Origin of the sequence: Streptomyces sp. NPDC102462 (assembly GCF_044765425.1) — a bacterium.
Taxonomy (GTDB): Bacteria; Actinomycetota; Actinomycetes; order Streptomycetales; family Streptomycetaceae; genus Streptomyces.
In genome coordinates, this window is record NZ_JBIWKB010000042.1 from 1 (window position 1) to 22,300 (window position 22,300).

The 22,300-nt window shown below is 73.6% G+C and carries 13 protein-coding genes; 7 read left to right on the plus strand and 6 right to left on the minus strand.

Going from position 1 to position 22,300, the window contains the following annotated elements; all coding sequences use genetic code 11:
* Window positions 1–392 precede the first annotated feature (392 nt).
* On the minus strand, window positions 393–959 hold the full coding sequence (locus tag ACIRFL_RS29805; protein WP_404034419.1) for a MarR family winged helix-turn-helix transcriptional regulator: 567 nt from the start codon (window positions 957–959) through the stop codon (window positions 393–395).
* A 143-nt stretch (window positions 960–1,102) separates the two neighbouring features.
* Between ACIRFL_RS29805 and ACIRFL_RS29810 the strand changes: the two genes are divergently transcribed.
* On the plus strand, window positions 1,103–2,401 hold the full coding sequence (locus tag ACIRFL_RS29810; protein WP_404034421.1) for an MFS transporter: 1,299 nt from the start codon (window positions 1,103–1,105) through the stop codon (window positions 2,399–2,401).
* A gap of 36 nt (window positions 2,402–2,437) precedes the next feature.
* Here the strand turns inward: ACIRFL_RS29810 and ACIRFL_RS29815 are convergent, their stop codons facing one another.
* Both ACIRFL_RS29815 and ACIRFL_RS29820 read right to left on the minus strand, forming a co-directional pair.
* On the minus strand, window positions 2,438–4,081 hold the full coding sequence (locus ACIRFL_RS29815; protein ID WP_404034423.1) for a SpoIIE family protein phosphatase: 1,644 nt from the start codon (window positions 4,079–4,081) through the stop codon (window positions 2,438–2,440).
* 133 nt (window positions 4,082–4,214) lie between these two features.
* Entirely contained in the window at window positions 4,215–5,594 is a 1,380-nt protein-coding gene (locus ACIRFL_RS29820; protein ID WP_404034425.1) for an NAD(P)/FAD-dependent oxidoreductase, read from the minus strand.
* Between the two features lie 377 nt (window positions 5,595–5,971).
* Between ACIRFL_RS29820 and ACIRFL_RS29825 the strand changes: the two genes are divergently transcribed.
* The gene (locus tag ACIRFL_RS29825) at window positions 5,972–6,727 is read left to right on the plus strand and encodes a TetR/AcrR family transcriptional regulator (RefSeq protein ID WP_404034427.1); all 756 of its coding nucleotides are present in this window, start codon (window positions 5,972–5,974) and stop codon (window positions 6,725–6,727) included.
* Window positions 6,728–6,964: 237 nt separating this feature from the next.
* Window positions 6,965–8,995, plus strand: coding sequence for a sigma-70 family RNA polymerase sigma factor (locus ACIRFL_RS29830; RefSeq protein ID WP_404034429.1), 2,031 nt, complete (start codon window positions 6,965–6,967; stop codon window positions 8,993–8,995).
* On the opposite strand, the gene ACIRFL_RS29835 is transcribed toward ACIRFL_RS29830, so the two are convergent.
* Both ACIRFL_RS29835 and ACIRFL_RS29840 read right to left on the minus strand, forming a co-directional pair.
* Entirely contained in the window at window positions 8,982–12,308 is a 3,327-nt protein-coding gene (locus ACIRFL_RS29835) for a BTAD domain-containing putative transcriptional regulator (protein ID WP_404034431.1), read from the minus strand. The genes ACIRFL_RS29830 and ACIRFL_RS29835 overlap by 14 nt on opposite strands.
* A gap of 93 nt (window positions 12,309–12,401) precedes the next feature.
* Window positions 12,402–14,483, minus strand: coding sequence for an asparagine synthase-related protein (locus ACIRFL_RS29840; RefSeq protein WP_404034433.1), 2,082 nt, complete (start codon window positions 14,481–14,483; stop codon window positions 12,402–12,404).
* 705 nt (window positions 14,484–15,188) lie between these two features.
* On the opposite strand from ACIRFL_RS29840, the gene ACIRFL_RS29845 reads away from it, so the two are divergent.
* The 4 genes from ACIRFL_RS29845 (at window position 15,189) to ACIRFL_RS29860 (ending at window position 21,154) form a co-directional block, all read left to right on the plus strand.
* Window positions 15,189–16,613 carry an MFS transporter gene (locus ACIRFL_RS29845; protein ID WP_404034435.1) on the plus strand — a complete coding sequence of 475 codons (1,425 nt, stop codon included), beginning with the start codon at window positions 15,189–15,191 and terminating at the stop codon, window positions 16,611–16,613.
* Between the two features lie 130 nt (window positions 16,614–16,743).
* On the plus strand, window positions 16,744–17,985 hold the full coding sequence (gene lhgO, locus ACIRFL_RS29850; protein WP_404034437.1) for an L-2-hydroxyglutarate oxidase: 1,242 nt from the start codon (window positions 16,744–16,746) through the stop codon (window positions 17,983–17,985).
* Between the two features lie 931 nt (window positions 17,986–18,916).
* Complete coding sequence (trmB, locus tag ACIRFL_RS29855; RefSeq protein WP_404034439.1) at window positions 18,917–19,783, plus strand: tRNA (guanosine(46)-N7)-methyltransferase TrmB; 867 nt, start codon at window positions 18,917–18,919, stop codon at window positions 19,781–19,783.
* 51 nt (window positions 19,784–19,834) lie between these two features.
* The gene (locus tag ACIRFL_RS29860; protein WP_404034441.1) at window positions 19,835–21,154 is read left to right on the plus strand and encodes a PrsW family intramembrane metalloprotease; all 1,320 of its coding nucleotides are present in this window, start codon (window positions 19,835–19,837) and stop codon (window positions 21,152–21,154) included.
* Between the two features lie 65 nt (window positions 21,155–21,219).
* Here the strand turns inward: ACIRFL_RS29860 and ACIRFL_RS29865 are convergent, their stop codons facing one another.
* Window positions 21,220–22,164 (minus strand): aldo/keto reductase, encoded by a 945-nt coding sequence (locus ACIRFL_RS29865; protein WP_404034443.1) that lies wholly within the window; start codon window positions 22,162–22,164, stop codon window positions 21,220–21,222.
* Window positions 22,165–22,300 lie beyond the last annotated feature (136 nt).

The following is a 22,300-nucleotide window of genomic DNA, read 5'->3' on the forward strand; positions in this document are numbered from 1 at the left end:
GGACGCTTCCTTCGTACTCACCCTCTCGGGCTTTCCTCCGGGCGCTTCCCTTCGGTGTTTCCGACTCTATCAGACCCTTTCGGAGTCCGATTCCCCGTCAGAGGGGGTTGTCTTCCCGGTCGTTGGGCCGTTCCGACGTCCCAAACCTTAGCGGATCCTCTCGGTGATTCCCAATCGGGCCTTCGGTCCGAGCGGTATCGCCGAGTCCCGGGAAACGAGTCGATTAGGAATTCGGGCACGCCGAAATCCACCCGTTCGGGAGATCGTGCTTGTGGTTTGAGTGCCGCTGCTGCGGCGGGAGGTGTCGTCGCGGGACCATGACGTCCCCGCGGCAACCCGAAGAACTTTACGGGGCGGGCAGGGGGCTGTCAACACCCCTCTGTCAAGATCTTTTAGTCCAGGTCGCTGAGGCGTCCGCCGGCGTCCGGCTGGGCGTGCTCCACCCTGCGCAGGAGCCGGGTCAGCACCTCGCCCAGCACTCCGCGCTCCTCCGTCGTCAGGTCCTGGAGCAGCTCCTCCTCGAAGACAGAGGCGAGGCGCATGGCCTCCAGCCACTTCCCGCGGCCCTCGGGGGTCAGCTCCACGATCACCCGGACGCGGTTCTGTTCGTCCCGCTCCCGGGTGACAAGGCCCTCCGTCACCATGCGGTCGATGCGGTGGGTCATCGCGGCCGGTGTCAGGCCGAGTCGCTTCGCGAGGTCGCTGGGGCCCATGCGGTAGGGGGCGCCGGACAGGACGAGGGCCTTGAGGACTTCCCACTCGGCGTTGCTGATGCCGAGGGCGGCGGTCTGGCGGCCGTAGGCGACGTTCATCCGGCGGTTGAGGCGGGACAGGGCCGAGACGACCTTCTCGACCTGGGGGTCGAGGTCCTGGAACTCGCGCTGGTAGGCGGCGATCTGCTCTTCGAGGCTCGGCTCGCTGCCGATGCCCGCGCCGGTGGTGTCGGAGGTGTCGCCCATGGTCGGCAGTATCGCACGATGACGCTTGGGTCTGAAGTCCTTCGAGGTGTAGCCTTTAGCTTCGAAATTTATCTTCGAAGTCTTCAGTTGTAACGGCTGGGTCCTTCGGCTGATCGACTCCTTGCGACTTGAGAGAGGTGAACGTGACCAGGGCGATGGGCGCAGCGATGCGCCGGATCCACGTGGGCAACGCGCTCAGCGCGTTCGGGCTCGGCTTCACCGTCCCCTATCTGTACGTCTATGTGGCGCAGGTTCGGGGGCTCGGTGCCGTGACGGCGGGGATGGTCCTCGCCGTCTTCGCCGTGGCCGCGCTGCTGGTGCTGCCGTTCGCCGGCCGGGCGATCGTGCGGCGCGGCCCGCTGCCGGTTCTGCTCGCCGCCCTGGTCACGGCCGCGCTGGGGGCGCTTGGCCTGGGGCTCGCGGCGAACGCGGCGGCCGTGCTGGTCGCCGCCATCGCGCTCGGGGCCGGGCAGGCCGTGATGCAGCCGTCGCTGGCGACGATGATCGTGGACTGCTCGACGTCCGAGACGCGGTCGCGGGCGTTCGCGACGCAGTTCTTCCTGCAGAACCTGGGGCTCGGCGTCGGCGGTCTCATCGGCGGTCATCTCGTCGACACCACGCGCGTGTCGTCCTTCACGCTGCTGTTCGCGATCGAGGCGGCGATGTTCCTGCTGCTGGTCGTGGTGCTGTCGACGGTGCGGATGCCGCAGGCGCCGCCGGTCGGCGAGGCGCCGGAGGTGTCGGCGCGGGGCAGCTGGAAGCAGTTGCTGGGGAACCGGGCGATGGTGCAGTTGTGCGTGCTGGGCTTCGTGCTGTTCTTCGCCTGCTACGGGCAGTTCGAGTCGGGGCTGAGCGCCTACGGGGTGGAGGCCGCCGGGATCTCGACGTCCGCGCTGGGCACGGCGCTGGCCGCGAACACGGCGGTGATCGTGGTGGCGCAGTTCGCCGTGCTGAGGTTCGTGGAGCGGCGCAGGCGGTCCCGGGTGATCGCCGCAGTCGGGCTGATCTGGGCCGTGGCGTGGCTCGCGGCGGGGTACGCGGGACTGGGTCACGGCAGCCAGGAGATGGCCACGGCCGCCTTCGTGTCGACGTACGCCCTGTTCGGGCTGGGTGAGGCGATGCTGTCGCCGACCGTCGCGCCGCTGGTGGCCGATCTCGCACCGGACGGCATGGCGGGGCAGTACAACTCGGCCTTCGCCCTGGTGAAGCAGCTCGCGCTGGCGGTCGGGCCGGCGGTGGGCGGGCCGATGGGGGCCGCGCTGCACGCACCGTACGTGGTGACTTTCCTGCTGTTCTCGCTGGGGATCACGGTGCTCGCGGTGCGGCTCGGGCGAGGGCTCACCCAGGCGCAGGACCGGCCGTGGCTCGCCGCGCGGAGCCGGGTGGTGGCCCGGGGTGCCGGTCCGCGCGAATCGGCGCAGTCCAGCCCGTCCGGCGTCTGAGCACCGTGGCCGCCGCGGAACGGCGGTCACGGCGATTCACGGGCGGGGCAGTACGAACTCGCACCAGACCGCTTTTCCGCCGCCCGGGGTTCTGCGCGACCCCCAGGTGGAGGCGATCGTCGCCACGATGGCGATGCCCCGGCCCGACTCGTCCCCGGGTTCCGCGCGGCGGCGCCTGGGGAGGTGGTCGTCGCCGTCCGTGACCTCCACGATGAGGCGGCGGTCGGTGCGGCGCAGCCGCAGCCGCATGGGCGGGGTGCCGTGCTGGAGGGAGTTGGCGACCAGTTCGCTGGCCGCGAGGACGCCCAGATCGTGCAGGTCGGCGGGGAAGCGCCAGCTGGTGAGGACGCCGGAGGCGAAGGCACGCGCGCGTGGTGCCGCTTCCACGCCGCCGAGCAGTTCCAGGGCGGCGTTGCGGAAGAGTTCGCCGTCGGCGCCGGTGCGTGCGGGGTGCTGGAGGACCAGGACGGCGACGTCGTCGTCGTGGTCGGCGGCGAGGCCGGCCGAGCGGACCAGGCGGTCGCAGATCACCTGGGGGGTGCCGGTGGCGCCGGCCAGCGCGTGTTCGAGGGCCGCGATCCCTTCGTCCAGGTCCTCGTCCCGGCGCTCGACCAGTCCGTCCGTGTAGAGGACCGCCGTGGAGCCGGGGCCCAGCGGGACCGAGCCGGAGGCGTGGATCCAGCCGCCGGTGCCGAGCGGGGGGCCGGTCGGTTCGTCGGTGCGCAGGACCGTGCCGCTTTCGTCGCGGACCAGGATGGGCAGGTGTCCGGCCGAGGCGTACACCAGCCGGCCCTCGTTGGGGTCGTGGACGGCGTAGACGCATGTGGCGATCTGGTTGGCGTCGATCTCGGTGGCGAGGCCGTCGAGGAGTTGCAGGACCTCGTGCGGGGGCAGGTCGAGGCGGGCGTAGGCGCGGACCGCCGTGCGCAGCTGGCCCATCACCGCCGCCGCCCGCACCCCCCGGCCCATCACGTCCCCGATCACCAGGGCGGTGCGGCCGCCGCCCAGGGTGATCACGTCGTACCAGTCGCCGCCGACGGCGGCCTCCGTGCCGCCGGGCTGATAGGTGGCCGCGATGCGCAGGTCGTCGGGTTGTTCCAGTTCCTGCGGGAGCAGTGAGCGCTGCAGGGTCACCGCGGTCTCGCGCTGGCGGCGTTCGCTGGCGCGGAGGCGTTCGGCGGCCTCGGCGTGGTCGGTGACGTCGGTGGCGAACACGAGCACGCCCGCGCCGTCGCCGTGCTCGGCGGCGGGGGTGCAGGTGAAGGTGTAGGAGCGGCCGTCGACGGCCTTGCGGGACTTGAGCGTGCGGGGCTTGCCGCTGCGCAGGACCTGGTCGAGGAGGGGCAGCAGGCCCAGTTCGGCCAGTTCCGGGAGGGCTTCGCGGGCCGGTTCGCCCGGGGACCGTACCCCGAAGGCCGCTACGTAGGCGTCGTTGACGTAGGCGATGCGATGGTCGCTGCCGTGCACCAGGGCGACGAGGGCCGGGACGCGGTCCAGGACCTCGCGTGCGACGAGTTCGTCGACGGCGGGCACGTGGATCGCACTGTCGGTCAGCTGTTCGGCGCGGGCCGCGGGTACGGAGCCTTCCCCCCGCCGGTCCGGGGGGACCGCGTGCTCGGTCCGCGCTGCCGCGCGGCGCTGCGTTCCGGGGAGCCGGGCGCTCCAGCGCGTGAAGTTCACTTGGGAAGAAGCCTCGTGGGTGCTGAAGGACGGGCGGGTGCCCGTCCGAGGTCGTGGGGCAGTCTGGCAGTGTCTGCGGACCGCGGCGACATCCGTCAGACGCCGGGGCGGGCCGTGGAGTTCCCCGGTCCGCTCAGTTCGACCCCTTCGGGTCGTCCGAGGGGTCGGAATGAGGCTTTCCACCGGCCGCGAGTTCGAACTCCGCTCGGGGATGTTCGAGCGATCCGAGGGAGACGATCTCCCGTTTGAAGAGCCCGGAGAGGGTCCATTCGGCGAGCACCCGGGCCTTTCGGTTGACGGTGGGCACCCTGCTGAGGTGGTAGACGCGGTGCATGAACCAGGCAGGGTAGCCCTTCAGCCTGCGCCCATAGATCTGGGCGACGCCCTTGTGCAGCCCGAGGGAGGCGACGGATCCGACGCATTTATGGGCATACGTCTCCAGCGGTTCGCCGCGCAGCGTGTGGACGATGTTGTCGCCGATGAGCCTGGCCTGGCGGACCGCGTGCTGGGCGTTGGGGGCCGTCTCGGCGCCCCGCGCGTCCGCGGTGACGTCGGGCACGGACGCCGCGTCGCCGGCGGCCCACGCGTGGTCGGCGCCGTCGATGGTCAGTTGGGCGGTGCACTTCAGCCGGCCGCGTCCGGTGAGCGGGAGGTCGGTGGAGACGAGGAGCGGGTGGGGTTTGACGCCCGCGGTCCACACGACCGTGCGGGTCGTCAGGCGCTGGCCGTCACTCAGTGCGGCGACTCGGCCGGCGCAGGATTCGAGACGGGTCTCCAGGAGCACCTGGATGTTGCGGCGGCGCAGTTCGGTGACGGTGTAGCGGCCCATCTCGGCGCCGACCTCGGGGAGGATGCGGTCGGATGCCTCCACGAGGATCCACTTCAGGTCCTCGGGCCGAAGGTTGTGGTAGTAGCGCGCGGCGTAGCGGGCCATGTCCTCCAGTTCGGCGATGGCCTCGACGCCGGCGTAGCCGCCGCCGACGAAGACGAAGGTGAGGGCGGCGTCGCGGATGGCCGGATCGCGGGTGGAGGAGGCGATGTCCATCTGCTCGATGACGTGGTTGCGCAGGCTGATGGCCTCCTCGACGGTCTTGAAGCCGATGCCGTGCTCGGCGAGACCGGGGATGGGCAGGGTGCGGGAGACCGAGCCTGGGGCGAGGACGAGTTCGTCGTAGTCGAGGTGGCCGGGGCCGCCGCCCTCCTCCTCGGTGGCGAGGGTGGTGAGGGTCGCGGTGCGCTTGGTGTGGTCGATCGCGGTCACCTCGCCGACGATGACGTGGCACCGGTCCAGAACGCGGCGCAGCGGTACGACGACGTGCCGCGGGGAGATCGAACCGGCGGCCGCCTCGGGCAGGAACGGCTGGTACGTCATGTAGGGATCGGGCGTGACGACGGTGATCTCCACGTCACCCTGCCTGAGCTCCCGTTTCAGCTTCCGTTGCAGACGCAGGGCCGTGTACATCCCGACGTAGCCGCCGCCGACAACGAGAATGCGCGCACGTTCCTTCACCATCCCATGACGCACCCGGCGCTGGTGTTTGTCCACAGCCCCGGCAATTTGTGTGACCGGCGGTCCTGTGCGCCCGCGCGCGGCCCGGGCGCCGGCGCGGGGAACAAGCGGGCAGGTCAGCGGGGGCGGTCGGGAGGGCGCGGGGGTGCGCAATCGGGATGAATGTGCCCCGTACTCCGATCGGGGGGCGCTCCGTGCGGAACCTGCCCCTTCTGAATTGACTCTCGCTCAACTATGTTCGTGTCGACGGGGTGTAGGGGATGTGGTCGAGCGGGGCCGCGACGGGCGGTCGCGGTCGTGGCACGGCGCCCGTTCCGAACACTTCGGATTCAGTGGCGGGGAGTCTCCGGGGGGAGACGTCGTTAACCGGGGGAATGCTTATGCATATTCAGGACACGCATTGGTCATCGGCGTCCGCCGTCGCGCCCGGTGCCGGGCCGGCCGGCGCCGCGACGGGTGACGGACGCGCCGAGGGGTCGCGGACGACGCCGCTGCGGGTGGACGCGCAGCGCAATCTGGAGCACGTGCTGCGTGCGGCCCGTGAGGTCTTCGGCGAGCTGGGGTACGGCGCGCCGATGGAGGACGTGGCGCGGCGGGCGCGGGTCGGTGTCGGCACGGTGTACCGGCGTTTCCCGAGCAAGGACGTCCTGGTCCGGCGGATAGCCGAAGAGGAAACGTCCCGGCTGACCGATCAGGCGCGGGCGGCGCTCGGGCAGGAGGACGAGCCGTGGTCGGCGCTCTCGCGCTTCCTGCGCACGTCCGTGGCCTCGGGTGCGGGACGGCTGCTGCCGCCGCAGGTGCTGCAGGTCGGGGTGCCGGCCGACGCCGACCTCGGGGCCGACGCCACGCGGGTGCCCCAGCAGCGGATCCAGCCGGGCGCGGCCGAGCTGCGGCTGGTGCCGGAGGAGCAGACGGTCGCCGATGACGCGGGGGCGGCGGCGCTGCTCGACGTGGTGGGCCAGCTCGTGGAGCGGGCGCGCGCGGCGGGCGAGCTGCGGCCGGACGTGTCGGTGTCGGACGTCCTGCTGGTGATCGCCACGGCGGCGCCCTCGCTGCCGGACGCGGCCCAGCAGGCGGCGGCCTCGTCGCGGCTGCTGGACATCCTGCTGGAGGGGCTGCGGTCGCGGCCCGTGTGAGGGCGGCACCCGCTGACGGCAGGGAGCAAGCGGTCCAGCGGGGCGCTTCAATGTGGTCAAGTGCCGGTCGGAGTGGGCCAGTTGGGTCTCCTCCGGCCGGGTGAACGTCAGTACGGACGGGCGGCAAGTCCGCTCGGACGAGTGGATGCCGCGCACCGGTGAGCCCGAACATGAACGAGTGTGGCACTCTGACCCGGTGATGGGGTCGGGCTTCGCCAGCTTCGGGGGCTTTCCACGATGAGCGTTGAGGGGCGGGACGAGTCGCGCGGTGCCGGGGGCACGGAACCGGAGGGGCTGACCGTGCCGCAGGTGCCGAGCCAGGGCGGCCGGGCGGACGGCCCACTGTCCGGGCCCGTCGGCCCGCCGTCCGGGCCCGCCGGCCCGGTGGACGGTGCCGTACCGGCACAGCGCGAGGGCAGCGGCCTGCCGCCGCGCGAGCTGCCGCCCGCCGACGGCGAACTCGTCATGCGGATGCGCTCGGGTGACGACAGCGCCTACGAGGAGCTGTACCGCAGGCACGCCGACGCGGTGCGCCGCTACGCCCGCACCTGCTGCCGCGACGCGCACACCGCGGAGGACCTGACCGCGGAGGTCTTCGCCCGCATGCTCCAGGCGGTACGCGGCGGCGCGGGGCCCGAACACGCCGTACGCGCCTATCTGCTCACCTCCGTGCGGCGGGTCGCCGCGCACTGGACGAACTCCGCCCGGCGCGAGCAACTGGTCGACGACTTCGCGGTGTTCGCGGCCCAGGCGGCGCGGACCCCCGAGGTGACCGGGGACGGCACCGTGGACCTGGGCGCCGATGTGCGGGCGCTGCACGAGGCCGAGCAGTCCATGGCCATGCAGGCGTTCCGCTCGCTGCCCGAGCGATGGCAGGCCGTGCTGTGGCACACGGAGGTGGAGGACGAGTCGCCGAGCGACGTCGCCACCCTGTTCGGGCTGGACGCCAACGGCACGCGCGTGCTGGCCAGCCGCGCCCGTGAAGGACTCAAGCAGGCCTACCTCCAGGCCCATGTCAGCGCCGCCCTCGCCGGCGACGAGGAGTGCGCCCGCTACGCCGACCAGCTCGGCACCTACGCCCGGCGCAAGCTGCGCCTGCGCGCCGAGCGGGGGATGCGCAGGCATCTGGAGCAGTGCGCCAAGTGCCGGCTGGCCGCCGCGCAGATCGAGGAGGTGGCGGGCGGTATCCCCGCCGTCGTCCCGATCGCGGTCATCGGCTGGTTCGGCGCCGCCGGGTACGGCAAGGCGCTCGGGCTCATCGCCGGTGGTGCCGGGGTGGGCGCGGCGGGCACGGCCGCGGCGGCGGGCGGCGGCTCCTCGGGCGGTGGCTCGGGCGGCGGCTCGGGCGGCGGCTCGGGCGGCGGCTCGGTGGTCTCCAAGGGGGTGGGCGGAGCGATCAAGGCCGGTATCGCGGCGGGTATGGTGGCGGTCGCCGTCGCCGTGGTGGCGCTCGCCCTGGTGAACGACAGCGAGCCGGCCAGGGACGTGGCCACGCCGTCGGCGTCGCCGTCCCCGTCCGTGGTGCAGCCGGACCCGCGGACGCCGGCACCGGCACCGCCCGTGGACAAGCCCGCGCCGAGGGACCCGGTCTCCGGTCTCGGGCCGACGCCGGACCGGACGCCGACCCCGGCGCCTGCGCCGCCCGATGGGTCCGCCCCGGGGTCCACCTCGTCGCCGACGCCGGATCCGAACCCCGCACCGGCTCAGCCCCCGAGGCCCACTCGCACCGCCGAACCGGCGCCGACCTCCGCCCCGGCGCCGCCCGGCACCCCGGCACCGACACCGACACCGACGCCCACTCCGACACCCCCGCCCCCTCCGCCGCCCGCGCCGACGGTGTACCGGTGGAGCGATCTGCGCTACGACATCACCGGCGACGGCACCAAACCGGAGATGCGGCTGGCCGGGAGCAGCTGGGTGTGGCAGCGGTCCGGATTGTCCATCGACCACCTCTGGTTCACGCATGGCGTCACCGTGCACGGCAGGTCCTCCGTCACCATCGACCTCAACCGCGCGTGCTCGGCCTATGACGCGATGGCCGGTGTGGACGACCTGACCCTGGGCCTTGGCAAGGTCTACTTCTCCGTGTACGCGGACGGCGTGCGGCTGTGGAAGTCCGGGCTGGTCAGGGGCGGTGACCCGGCCGTCCCCGTACATGTGAACCTGACCGGGTACGAGACCGTGCGGCTGGTGGTCGAACCGCACAACGGCGCCCTGGACGGCCTGGCGCTGGCGGACTGGGCGGATTCCAAGTTCAGCTGCCGGTAGGGGCGGGCGGCCCCGTGACGGGGGTGCCCGCCCGCAGCTGCTCCAGGACCTCCAGGACATCGCCCACGGTCAGGGACGCGCCGTGGGCGCGCTCGGCCGCGCAGCGGCCCGGAGGCAGACCCGCCAGGGCGGCGGACTCGATCTGCTCGGCGCACCTGCGCTCCGGCACGGGGCGGGGACGGCCGGCCCGCCAGTGGTCGCCGGCGGCGAGCAGCCGGACCGCGCCCGGCAGATCACCGAGGGCGGCCAGCAGCTGCGCCCCGATGTTCGCGAGGCCCGCGGTGACCGTCTCGGCGCACCCCTGCCCGGCGGCCTCCCGCAGCGCGTCCGCCACGAGCGGCAGCGCGCGCCCAGGACCCCATTCCTGGGCGGTGACCCGGGCGTTGAGCCCGTCCAGCGCCGCCGTGAACTGCGGCGGCGGGGTGCCGCGGACCGCGCGGGCGGCGTCGCACAGCCGGCGGGCGCGGGCGGTGTCGTCGTCGTCCAGCGCGATGTACGCCCGCTGCATCAGAGCGAACGCCCGCGCGTCCGCCACCCCGTACCGTTCGGCGCCCTCCTCGGCCTCGTCCAGGGCGGCCAGGGCGCGCGCCCGGTCACCGGAGCTGTAGGCGACCTCGGCGAGCCGGGACACGAGGAACGGCGACTCGGCCCAGGCGCCCACCTCGTGGGCGAGCCGCAGCGCCTCCTCGTACTCGCTTCTGGCCTCCTCGAACCGGCCCCGGGCCAGGGCCGCCTCCCCGGCCACGCCGCACACCTGGGCGCGCATCCAACGGTCGCCCACGCGACGGCTGAGGACCCGCAGCTCCGCCAGGTCGTCGTCGACGCCACGCAGGTTCCCCGGCGAGTCGACGACCATGTGGGTGCGCAGCATCAGGGCGACGCCCAGCTCCCAGTCGCCGCCGTACGCACGGCAGTTGGCCACCAGTGCGTCCATCGTGGTCCGCGCGTCGGCCCGGGCGTCCGTGTGGGACGCGGTCAGCGGCCACACGAGGCCCGGCATACGGGCCGCCCTGGGGCCGCCGTGCCGAAAGGCGTCCTGCACCCGGGCGACATAGGCGGGGGTACGGTCGTCCGCGACGAGGTCCGGGGCGCCGGACTCGGCGACCAGGAACAGGTACATCATCCGCAGGTCCATGCGCAGGGTGTGCCGCGGATGCCGGGCCGCACCGTCGGGATCGGCGAGGAAGGCGCCCACCGGGTCGGCGCGCTCGACCAGCACGGGCAGTTCGGCGGCCGGGGCGCCGTCGGCGACGGCGTCCAGGGCGACCCCCAGCCGCAGCACCAGCCTCACCCAATCCGCCGCTTCCAGACGGTGGTTGCGCAGCCACCAGAACCAGCCGACGGCGAGGACGATCGCCCCGGCGTCCTCCTCGCGGCCGTCGCGCACCGCGCGCGCGAGCGCAGCGCGGATGTTGTCGTGCTCGCTCTCCAGCCGGTCGATCCAGAGGAGTTGCCCGGCCGAGCGCAGCAGCGGCTCGGCCCGCTCGACCAGGGCGCGCACCCATGCGTGATGCCGCCGCTCGACCGCCACGCGCCGCTCGGGGGACTCGGCCGCGCGCTCGGCCGCGTACTCGTGGATGGTCTCCAGCATGCGGTACCGCATGGGGCCGGTGCCGTCCCGGCCGGTGGGGGCCGCCACGATCAGGGACTTGTCGACGAGCGCCCCGACCAGGTCGGCGGCGGGGCCCGTGCACACGGCCTCGGCCGCCGCGAGGTCCCAGCCGCCGGCGAACACCGACACCTCGCGCAGCGTCGTACGCTCCCGCTCGTCCAGCAGGTCCCAGGACCAGTCCACGACGGCGCGCAGGGTCTGCTGTCGGGGCAGGGCCGTGCGGCTTCCGGAGGTGAGCAGGCGGAAGCGGTCGTCGAGGCGGTCGGCGATCTGCCGGGGCGTCAGCAGCCGCAGCCGGGCGGCGGCCAGCTCGATGGCGAGGGGCAGGCCGTCGAGGCGCCGGCAGATCTCGGCGACCGCCTCCTCGTCCCGGAGCGCGTCGGCCGCGTCGGGACGGACGGCGGTCGCGCGCTCCGCGAAGAGACGGCGCGCCTGGTCGGGGGCGAGGGGCTCGACCGGGCGCACCGACTCACCGGGGACGCCCAGGGGTTCACGGCTGGTGGCGAGGATCGTGAGCCCCGGGCAGCGGGTGAGCAGCGTCTCGGCGAGGGCGGCGACCGCGCCGATGACGTGTTCGCAGTTGTCAAGGATCAGGAGTTCGCTACGCGGGGCGCAGTACTCGACGAGCAGGGCCACAGGGTCGCCCTGCGGGGCCGCCAGCTCGTTGGTCATGAGCACGGTCTCGCGCAGACCGAGCGCGCTGACCACCGCGCCTGGCACCGCCTCCGGCCGGTCGAGCGGGGCCAGCTCGACCAGCCATGCCTGCGGGAGCCCGGCGGCGGCTTCCTCGGCGAGACGGGTCTTTCCCGAGCCGCCCGGTCCGGTGAGGGTGACGAGGCGGGCCCTGTGCAATTGGGAACGAACGGCATCCAGTTCGGGTTCCCGGCCGACGAAGGAATTCAGGCGGGGGCGGATGTTGCCGACGCGCTCGGGTGGTCGGGGCAGGGCGGCGGACGCGCGCCGCGCCGGGGAGTCTGTGGGGGTGTTCTGGGTCAGCAACGTCCGGTGCAGTTCGCGGAGTTCCCGGCCGGGGTCGGTGCCGAGGCCGTCGGCGAGGGTGCGGCGGGCCGTCTCGTACGCGGCGAGGGCGTCGGCGCCGCGGCCGGTGTCGCGCAGGGCGCGGACCAGCAGGGCGTGCAGGGACTCGTCGTACGGGTGGGCCGAGGTCAGCTCGCGCAGTTCGGGTACGAGGTCGTGGGCGCGGCCGAGCCGCAGCGCCGCCTCGGCCCGGGTCCGGACCGCCTCCAGGTGGCGGGCCTCGGCACGGGTCGCGGCGGTGCGGTCGGGAAGGTCGGCGAGGGCGGGGCCGCGCCAGAGGGCGAGTGCCTTGGTGAGGGTGCGCTCCGCGGCGGCCGGGTCACCTGATTCCAGGGCGGTGGTGCCGTCGCGCACCAGTCGTTCGAAGAGGAAGAGGTCGATGTCGTCGCGGGTCGCTTCGAGGCGGTAGCCGCCCGGGACCGCGGCGACGGTGTCCCTGCCGAGGGCGCGGCGGAGGCGGCCGACGAGGGCCTGGAGCGCGGCCGGGGCGTCCTGCGGCGGGTCGTCCGCCCAGACGTCGGCGATCAGGGTCTCGGAGGTGGCGGCACGGCCGGGGCGCAGGGCGAGCGCGGTGAGAAGCGCGCGGAGGCGGGGGCCGCCGACGGGTACGGTGCCGCCCGCCTCGTCCGTCGCTTGGGCCACGCCCAGAATTCCGTACCGCACCGAGCCATTGTCACCGGGTCCCACGACGGCGGCACGCGAGTTTCATCGACGCCGACGTGGCGGTCCCGGCCGGCACCGAGGGGTGGGCGGGCGTCAGGTGCCGGGGGTCAGGGCTCCTCTTCTGGGGGCTATGCCCGAGGGGACGGCGCGGGCGCGGGCGGGGGTGCCGGTCCAGCATGTGCCGCGGCGGGCCAGCAGGCGGCGCAGCCACAGTTCCAGGGAGACCAGGTCGGCGAGGCCGTCCAGGGGCAGTGGTTCGCCTGCCGCCGCCCCGCGCAGCGCCTTGCGGACCACGCGGGCCTCGATCAGGCCGGCCTCCGCGAGCAGCGGCGTCGTGAACAGGGAGATCAGCGAGTCGGCGGCGACGCGCAGGCCGGTGCGGGTCGCGGCGGCGGAGGCGTGCGTGGGGGCGCCCCAGCCGGGCGGGAGTCCGGTGACGCCGGCGCCTTCCAGGACCGTACGAAGGATCTCGGCGCGGGCGCCGGGCTGGACGCGCAGGGCTTCGGGGAGGGCGCGGCAGGCGCGGACGACCTGGTTGTCGAGGAACGGCGCGTGCAGGCGCTGGGAGCGGACCTCGGCGGCCTGTTCCAGGACGCGCAGGTCGGCGGCGTGCCGGGCCAGGGCGGCACGCGCGCGGTAGTCGCCGGGACGCTGCCCGGGGCCGACTCCGGAGCGGTTCGCGGCCCCCTGGAGCAGAACCGATACTTCAGCCAGTGCCTCCCCGGTCAGCCAGCGCGCCGCGGGACCCGGTCTGGCCCAGGTGAGCGCGGCCAGGGACGCGCCGACCGCACCTCCGGGGTCCTCGAAACGGCGGCGCAGCAGCCGGTCGGCGAGCGTCTCCAGGCCGGCCCGGTACGGCGTCCGCGCCAGCCGCCGTGCCGCGCCGTACACGCGCGCGGGGACCAGCACCGAGCCGTCCGCCTTGGCCAGCGCGGCGACCGGGCGCACCAGATGGCGCCGCTTGCGGTCCATGAGCAGGTCCGCGAGGCGCGCCGGGTGCGCGTCGAGGACCTGCCGGGCGCCGTAGCCGGTGAAGTGGTCGGCGCTGCCCGCGGCCAGCCGCACGCGGTGGCGGGCCGCCGACACCAGGGACGGCCCCGGTTCGTCGGTGAGCGGGCCGTCCAGGTCGGCGTACGGGAGCAGTTCCTCCCCGCCGGTCACCACCACGTGGTGCAGGCGCGGGTTGGCCGCGAGCGTCCCGGCCCGTTCCAGTTCGGCCTCCCGGCCGCCGACGGCGAGGTCGTTGAAGGTGACGGCCAGCAGGCGCTCGCCCGCGCCCGTGCCGTGGCCGAGGAGCGTGCCGGGCCTGCCCGGGAGGCCGGCCGCCAGCAGCGCGAGGGTGCCCGAGGCGGGGCCGCCGGACAGGTCGGCGCCGATGCCCGGTACGGGCATCCCGCGCGCGGCGCGCCGTTCGGCGGGCCCCATGCCGGGCACCGGGCCGGGGTCGAGGTCGATGCCGGGTACGTGCCGGGGCGCGGCGAGACGGGTGCGCACGGCCTCCACGAGCGCGTCGCGCACGGCGCCCACGGCGCTGTCCGGGTCGGCGGATGGCGCCGCCACCGCGAGGGAGGCGACCGGCTCGTACCCGGCGATCTCGCGCGCACCGGCGCGCAGGATCAGCGCATGCCCCGGCGGAACCCGCCGCACGCCCTCGTACGGGGTCGAGTCGTGCAGCGCCGCCGGTACGTCGGGGGCGGCGAGCAGGGCCGCGAGGTGGCCGAAGTCGAGGTTGGCCTCGATGAGATCGGCGAGGGGCAGGGCGGCGGTGGCGTAGGCGGTGCCGCCCGCCCAGGGGGTGTGGAAGACCGAGCGGGCGCCCGCCAGATCGCCGCAGACGGTGATGCGCCGGCCGACCTGGACGACGGCGGTGTAGCTGCCCGGCCACGCGGTCAGATGGCGCAGTGCGCCCCCGCGCGCGGTGAACAGCCCGAGCCGCAGTTCTTCGTCGGAGGCTCCGCAGGTGCCCAGGACGGCGATGCGGTTCTGCGCGTCGGCCTTCACCACGCGCACCTCGTCGGGCCGCCAGTCGCCGACCGCCCACAGCGGATCGGGGTCGCCCCACAGGAGCTGGGAGCCGATCGGATGCACGGTCTCGCCGTCGTATCCGGTGGCGCCGGCGGAGCCGGGACCGACGGCACCCGCGGTGGTGCTGCTCCATCCCACCAACCACCGCATCGCCGCCTCCACAGGCTGTGGACAAACAGTGCACCGTACGAACCGGTTCACCATGCTGCCATGAACAACGCGGCCCGGAGGGAGGGTGGCACCGCCTTCGATCGGGGGAACGCGGCCACGCGCGCACGCCTGTGAAGAGGCGAACCCCTGGAGGGCGCAAGGCGGTTGCGACGCGAATGCGCCCCCAAACGCTCCCCAGAAAACGCCCTTCGCGCCCTCAACTCCCATGGTGGGAGGGGTAATCACCCGCGGGAGGCAGGATCGATTTCCAGCCAATTCACTGGAGCGGGGACAGGCGCGCACACGCTCCGTACAGGCCCTGCGCAACGCAACGGGCGACACGGTGAAGCGTACGGTCCGGGAGGCGGGCATCGCCCCCCGGACCGGTCCGCCACCCGCGGGGATGTAGGTGGCGGTATCCCCCAGCCCACTGGATCCAGTACAGCGGGCCGACCCACGCACCGCCCATGGAACCGCTCTCCAGGTGGCCGGAGAAGAGCGCACGGACGGGCGCACGGCCACACGGCGGGGGCACGACGCGGCACACCGTGCACGGTGCGTACAGGGCCCGCACTCCCGTACGGACCACAATCCCGCCATCCGGAACAATGCCCCTTAACGCTTGGGATGCGGCGAACTACGCTGGGTTTACGAATGCCGCGTGGTTATGCCAGCGCGGCAGCCGTCTGTGTCGAGGGGTGGCGCATGTCCAGGGAGCAACGCGGGCCGAACGAAAAGCTCGGCGCCGTTCTCGCCCTCGCGGGAATCAGCAACGCAGGACTCGCGCGACGCGTCAACGACCTTGGCGCCCAACGCGGGTTGACTCTTCGCTACGACAAGACGTCGGTGGCGCGCTGGGTGTCGAAGGGGATGGTGCCGCAAGGAGCCGCCCCGCACCTCATCGCGGCCGCCATCGGCCAGAAGCTCGGCCGTCCTGTGCCGCTCCACGAGATCGGCCTGGCGGACGCGGATCCCGCCCCCGAAGTGGGCCTCGCCTTCCCCAGGGACGTCGCCCAGGCGGTGAAGTCGGCGACGGAACTGTACCGCCTCGACCTCGCCGGGCGGCGGGCCGGCTCCGGCGGCATCTGGCAGTCGCTGGCCGGGTCCTTCGCCGTGAGCGCCTACGCGACGCCCGCCTCACGCTGGCTGATAACCCCCGCCGACAGTTCGGTGGCGCGTGAGGCGAACCCGTCCGAGGGCTCCGGGGCACCGATCAAAGTCGGCCATAGTGATGTGCAGAAGCTGCGGGAGGCCGCGGAGGACGCCAGGCGCTGGGACTCCAAGTACGGAGGCGGCGACTGGCGTTCGTCCATGGTGCCCGAGTGCTTGCGGGTGGAGGCGGCGCCGCTGCTCCTCGGCTCGTACTCCGACGAGGTCGGCCGCGCCCTGTTCGGCGCCTCCGCCGAACTGACCCGGCTCGCGGGCTGGATGGCGTTCGACACCGGGCAACAGGAGGCCGCGCAGCGCTACTACATCCAGGCGCTGCGGCTCGCGCGCGCGGCGGCCGACGTCCCCCTCGGGGGGTACGTGCTGGCCTCCATGTCCCTCCAGGCGACCTACCGGGGCTTCGGCGACGAGGGCGTCGACCTCGCGCAGGCCGCCCTGGAGCGCAACCGGGGCCTGGCCACCGCCCGCACCATGAGTTTCTTCCGCCTGGTCGAGGCGCGCGCACACGCGCGTGCCGGTGACGCGCAGGCCGCCGGCGCGGCCCTGAAGGCGGCCGAGGGCTGGCTGGAGCGGTCCCGGGAGGGCGACAACGACCCGTCCTGGCTCGGCTTCTACTCCTACGACCGGTTCGCCGCCGACGCCGCCGAGTGCTACCGCGATCTGAAGGCACCGCGCCAGGTCCGCCGCTTCACCGAACAGGCGCTGTCGAAGCCGACGGAGGAGTTCGTGCGCTCGCACGGCCTCCGGCTCGTGGTCTCCGCGGTCGCCGAACTGGAATCGGGCAATCTGGACGCGGCGTGCGAGCAGGGGGTGCGGGCGGTCGAGGTCGCCGGGCGTATCTCGTCCGCACGGACGACGGAGTACGTGAAGGACCTGCTGCACCGCCTGGAGCCGTACGGGGACGAGCCACGGGTCGTCGAGCTGCGGGAGAGGGCGCGGCCGTTGCTGATGGCCCCCGCGTAGGCGCCGCCGGATGCGCCGGACGGGGCCTTGGCGCCGTCCGCGGCGCCTTCCGTGAGCGGTTCTCACGCGGTTCTCCGGGGCTGTCAGGTCTGCTGTCCGGCCTGCGTTTGAAGTCACTGTCAGTGGCGCAGTGCACTATCGGAAGCGGGAGGTGGTGCGGGTGCGGGCGGCAAGCGCGTACGACTGCGACGTGCTGGTGATCGGCGGCGGCATCGTCGGTCTGTCGACGGCGTATGCGATCACGCGTGCCGCACCGGGCACCAGGGTGACGGTGCTGGAGAAGGAGGCGGGACCGGCCCGGCACCAGACGGGCCGCAACAGCGGGGTCATCCACAGCGGGATCTACTACCGCCCCGGCTCGCTCAAGGCGCGATACGCGGTGCGGGGCGCGGCCGAGCTGGTGAAGTTCTGCGCGGAGTACGGCATCGCCCACGCCGTCACCGGCAAGCTGATCGTCGCCACGGAGCGGGCCGAGCTGCCCCGGCTGCACGCGCTGGTGCAACGCGGCCGGGAGAACGGCATCCCGGTGCGGGAGCTGGGCCCCGCGCAGATCGCGGAGTACGAGCCGGAGGTGCGGGGGCTCGCGGCCATACACGTCGGGACGACGGGGGTGTGCGACTTCGTCGGGGTCGCCCGGCAACTGGCCCGGGCGTCCGGGGCGGAGATCCGGTACGGGGCGCGGGTGGTGCGGGTGGACCGCCGCCCGGAGCGCGGTGTCGCGGTGCTGACAGCCGCCGGGAGCGTCGTACGTGGGCGGGTGCTGGTGAACTGCGCCGGGCTGCACTGCGACGAGGTGGCGCGGCTGACCGGGGACGAGCCCGGGATGCGGATCGTGCCGTTCCGGGGGGAGTACTACGAGCTGGCGCGGCCCGAGCTGGTGCGCGGTCTGGTGTATCCGGTGCCGAACCCGGCGTTCCCGTTCCTCGGGGTGCATCTCACCCGCGGGATCGACTCCGGCGTCCACATCGGCCCCAACGCGGTCCCGGCGCTGGCCCGGGAGGGGTACGGCTGGGGGACCGTACGGCCGCGCGAGGTGGCCGGGACGCTGGCCTGGCCCGGCGCCTGGCACATGGCCCGCAGACACTGGCGGTACGGGGCCGGGGAGTTCCACCGCTCGGTGTCGAAGCGGGCGTTCGCCATGGAGGTGCGCAGACTGCTGCCGGCCGTGACGCGGGACGACCTGGTGCGGGCCGCCGCGGGGGTGCGGGCGCAGGCGCTGCTGCGGGACGGGACGCTGGTGGACGACTTCCTGCTCCGCGAGGGGCCGCGGGCGATCCATGTGCTCAACGCGCCGTCGCCCGCGGCCACCGCCTGCCTGCCGATCGGAAGAGAGGTGGCCCACAGGGCGCTGACCGCCCTCGACGCCGTGTGACGCCCCCTCCGCCGCTCCGAACGCGCCCGGCCGACCGGGGAAACCCCAGCCCCCGCAAACCCGACCGGGAAACCCCGGCGACCGGGGGCCCGGGACAGCGAGGACGGACCCGGGGGCGGGGAGGGGCCGAGCGGCCAGGACGGACAGAGAGCGGTCGGGGAGGCCCCGGGGACAACCGGAAAGACCCGGGGGCCGCCGGGAAAAGTGCCGGACACGGGGCGGCTCCGGATGACCAGGAGGCCCGGGGCGGCCGGGACGCTCCCGAACGCCAGGAAGGACCGAGGGCAGCCGGGAGGGCCCTGGACGGCCAGGAAGGTTCCGGGACGGCCTGGACGGTGTCGGGCGGTCTGGGCGGACCTGGGGCGGTCGGCGAGGAGCCGCGACCGACGGGGCAGACCTGGGGCGGTCGGGCAGGAGCCGAGGGCGTCGGGGACAGGCCGCGACCGACAGGGAGGAGCGGGGGCCGACGGGGCGAACCTGTGGCGGTCGGGCATGAGCGGGGCCGTCGGGGACGGGCCGGGGCCCACAGGGCGAACCTACGGCCGACGGCCAGGAGCAAGAACCCTCAGGCGCGAGCCGCGACCGACGGGACGAACCTGGGGTGGTCGGGGACGGGGGCGGACCTGGACGGTCGGGCAGGAACGAGAGCCGTCGGGGACGAGCCGGAACCCACGGGACGGGGACGGACCGGGGCCCACCGGGCGAACCTGCGGTCGACGGGCAGGAGCAAGAACCCTCAGGCGCGACCGACCCGACGGACCTGGGGGGCAGGGAGGAGCGTTGCAGGTGGTGGGGTGGGGAGCTGCGTGCCGAGTGTGGGGTGGGCGTTGTTTGGCGGGGTGTGTGAGCGGTCCTGTGCAGGGGCGCTTGACGCGGTGCCGGTGTTGGGGGGCCGTTTGGTTTGTTGGGGAGCACATAAAATCGAGTCACTGTGGCTGACTCCGTGAACACACCCGAAACCCCTGGCGCCCACCCGGCCACCCCGGGTGAGCTGCCGCACCCGCATGCCCCGGGCGTCTCCATCCGGCACACCCGGGCCAAGGGTGAGCCGCGGTTCCCGGACGGTCCCCGGGCCGACCCCGCCGGCTCGCACTTCGAGCGGCGGATCCGGAGCTTCCAGCCGCGCCGCAGCCGGGTGACCACGGGGCAGGCGGACGCGTTGCAGCGGCTGTGGCCCAAGTGGGGCCTGGACATCGACGGACAGCGGACCGTCGACCTGGAGGAGCTGTTCGGCAACGAACGGCCCGTGGTGCTGGAGATCGGCTTCGGCATGGGCGAGGCCACCGCGCAGATGGCCGCCGCGGACCCCGAGGTCAACATCCTCGCCGGGGACGTGCACACCCCGGGACAGGGCAACCTGCTCAATCTGGCCGACCGGATGGGGCTGTCCAACATCCGGGTGGCGAACGGGGACGCCATCATCCTGCTCCGCGAGATGCTGCGCCCCGACTCGCTCGACGGGCTGCGCGTCTACTTCCCCGACCCCTGGCCCAAGAAGCGGCACCACAAGCGCCGGCTGATCCAGCCGGAGTTCCTCACGCTGGCCGCCTCCCGGCTCAGGCCCGGTGCGCTCGTGCACTGCGCGACGGACTGGGAGCCGTACGCCGGGCAGATGCTCGACGTGCTGACCGCACACCCGGACTTCGAGAACACCCGGCCGGACGGCGGTTTCGCGCCGCGTCCCGGGTTCCGGCCGCTGACCCGTTTCGAGGCCCAGGGACTGGACAAGGGTCATGTCGTGAACGATCTGCTCTTCCGCCGCGTACCGCACCGGGGGCAGCAGCCAGAACGGCGATGACAGCGGTTCCCCCACCGGATCCATCGTCAGGTGATCGTTAGGGTCGATGCCGTGGCCACCTCCTCCCCGTACCCGACGTACCCCGCCGACGCGGGTGACCGCCCGTTCCGGGCCGTGCGCTGGTGGCAGCGCGGATGGGTGCGCTACGGAGCGCTGATCATCCTGCTCGCGGTCTCCGGGCTGGTCATCCTGGCGCTGGTGCGCGAGCAGACCGGCACGGAGGGGTTCCTGGTCGGCCTGGGGCTCGCCGTGCTGCCGGTGCCGCTGCTCCTGGCGGCCTTCCGGTGGCTCGACCGGGTCGAGCCCGGACCCTGGCGCAACCTGCTGTTCGCGTTCGCCTGGGGTGCGTGCGCGGCCGCGCTGATAGCCATCGTCGCCAACAGCTTCGCCACGCGATGGATAGCCACGACGACGGCGGATCCGACCAGCGCGGACACCCTCGGCGCCACGGTCATAGCGCCCGTCGTGGAGGAGACGGCCAAGGCCGCGGCCGTCCTCCTGGTCTTCCTCTTCCGCCGGCGCGACTTCACCGGGATCGTCGACGGGGTGGTGATAGCGGGGGTCACCGCCACCGGGTTCGCCTTCACCGAGAACATCCTCTACCTCGGTACGGCCTTCGGCACGGACCAGCTCACCGGCGACCGCGGCATCGCCTCCGTCACCGCCGCCACCTTCTTCGTGCGCGTCATCATGTCCCCGTTCGCGCACCCCCTCTTCACCGTTCTGACCGGCATCGGCTTCGGCGTCGCCGCGCGCGCCGCGGACCGCGGGCCCGCGCGGCGGGTCCTGCTGCCGCTGTGCGGGCTGCTGCTGGCCATGGGCATGCACGCGTTCTGGAACGGCTCGTCCACCTTCGGCGAGTACGGGTTCTTCGCCGTGTACGGCGCGTTCATGGTGCCCGCGTTCGGGCTGCTGACCTGGCTGGCGATCTGGACCCGGCAGCGCGAGCTGCGGATGGTGCGGGAGGAGTTGCCGGCGTATGTGTTCGCGGGCTGGCTGGGGCCCGCGGAGCCGTTCGCGCTGGGCTCGATGGGGGCGCGGCGGCTGGCCCGGGACTACGCCGGTCACCACCTCGGCAAGCAGGCGGCGCGGGTGGTGGCCCAGTACGAGGCGTACGCGACGTCCCTGGCGTTCCTGCGGCAGCGCGGCCGGCGGGGACGGGCGGGCGCGGACTTCGTCGTACGGGAGCGGGAGTTGCTGGCCGAGCTGTGGCAGCGGCGGGAGGTGGCACGGCCGGCTCTGGAGTACGCGGCCCGGTCGAACGCGCCGACGTGGCCGGGTCCCGGCGCACCGACGCCGTACGGCTACTCGGTGCCGCCCCCCGCCCATCCGACGGTGTCGTACCCGACGTACAACCCTTACCGGTCATAACCCTGGACGCCGACCCGAGCCACCCCACCGCGAAGCCCCCCGAACGCCGGCAGGGGGGCGTGGAGTCAGGACGATGCCTGGGTGAGGCGGTCGGTCTCCTCTTGCGTCAGGGTCAGGTCGGCCGCGGCGAGCAGGGCCGGGAGCTGGTCCACCGTCCGGGCCGAGGCGATGGGGGCGACCACCGTCGGCTGGGCCGCGAGCCACGCCAGTGCCACGCTGGGCACGGCGACACCGTGGGCGGCGGCGATCTCGTCCAGGGCCGTGAGGACCTTCTGGCCGCGCTCGCTCCGCAGGTGCTTGGCCGCGCCCCCGGCCCGCACGCTGTCCACGGTCGTACCGGGGCGGTACTTGCCGGTGAGGAAGCCGGCGGCCAGGGAGTAGTACGGGAGCGCGGCGAGGCCGGCGCGGGCGGCGACGTCCTGGAGCGGGCCCTCGTAGGTGTCGCGTGAGACCAGGTTGTAGTGCGGCTGGAGCGCCACGTACCGGGCCAGGCCCTCGCGGTCGGAGAAGTCAAGGGACGCCTGTAGCCGCTCCGCGCTGATGTTGGACGCGGCGATGTGCCGCACCTTGCCGGCCCGCACCAGTGCGTCGAGCGCGCCGATGATCTCCTCGACCGGCACGTCCGGCTTGTCGTAGTGCGTGTAGTAGAGGTCGATGTGGTCGGTGCCGAGCCGGCGCAGCGAGGCGTCCGCCGCGGCCTTGATGTTGGCGGCGGACAGTCCCGGGTAGTCGGGATGCTGGCTGACCTTGGTGGCGATCAGGACGTCCGAGCGGTTGCCGCGCGCCTTGACCCACTTGCCGATGATCGTCTCGGACTCGCCGCCCTTGTTGCCCTCGACCCATGCCGAGTAGGAGTCGGCGGTGTCGATGAGGTTGCCGCCGGCGGCCGTGTAGGCGTCGAGGACGGCGAAGGACGTGGGCTCGTCGGCGCTCCAGCCGAAGACGTTGCCGCCGAGGGCGAGCGGGAAGACCTCAAGATCGGAGGGGCCCAGTTGTCGAAGGGAAGTCATACTCGGGTTCAACGCGCCCGCCGGAAGCCTCGATTCCAGCGCCGTACGCAAAGACCGTGCAAACACCGGACCGGCAGCCCTGACGTCGGGGGGATGGGCGCCAGGACCGCCGGGGAACCGGGGGGTGTGCGGGGAT

What these genes read in the sequence shown, in the direction of transcription:
- ACIRFL_RS29820 (WP_404034425.1), bottom strand. Translation starts at nt 5,594, where the DNA reads ATGGTGAAGGAACGTGCGCGCATTCTCGTTGTCGGCGGCGGCTACGTC.
- ACIRFL_RS29805 (WP_404034419.1), bottom strand. Translation starts at nt 959, where the DNA reads ATGGGCGACACCTCCGACACCACCGGCGCGGGCATCGGCAGCGAGCCG.
- ACIRFL_RS29845 (WP_404034435.1), top strand. Translation starts at nt 15,189, where the DNA reads ATGTCCAGGGAGCAACGCGGGCCGAACGAAAAGCTCGGCGCCGTTCTC.
- ACIRFL_RS29825 (WP_404034427.1), top strand. Translation starts at nt 5,972, where the DNA reads ATGCATATTCAGGACACGCATTGGTCATCGGCGTCCGCCGTCGCGCCC.
- ACIRFL_RS29865 (WP_404034443.1), bottom strand. Translation starts at nt 22,164, where the DNA reads ATGACTTCCCTTCGACAACTGGGCCCCTCCGATCTTGAGGTCTTCCCG.
- ACIRFL_RS29840 (WP_404034433.1), bottom strand. Translation starts at nt 14,483, where the DNA reads ATGCGGTGGTTGGTGGGATGGAGCAGCACCACCGCGGGTGCCGTCGGT.
- ACIRFL_RS29830 (WP_404034429.1), top strand. Translation starts at nt 6,965, where the DNA reads ATGAGCGTTGAGGGGCGGGACGAGTCGCGCGGTGCCGGGGGCACGGAA.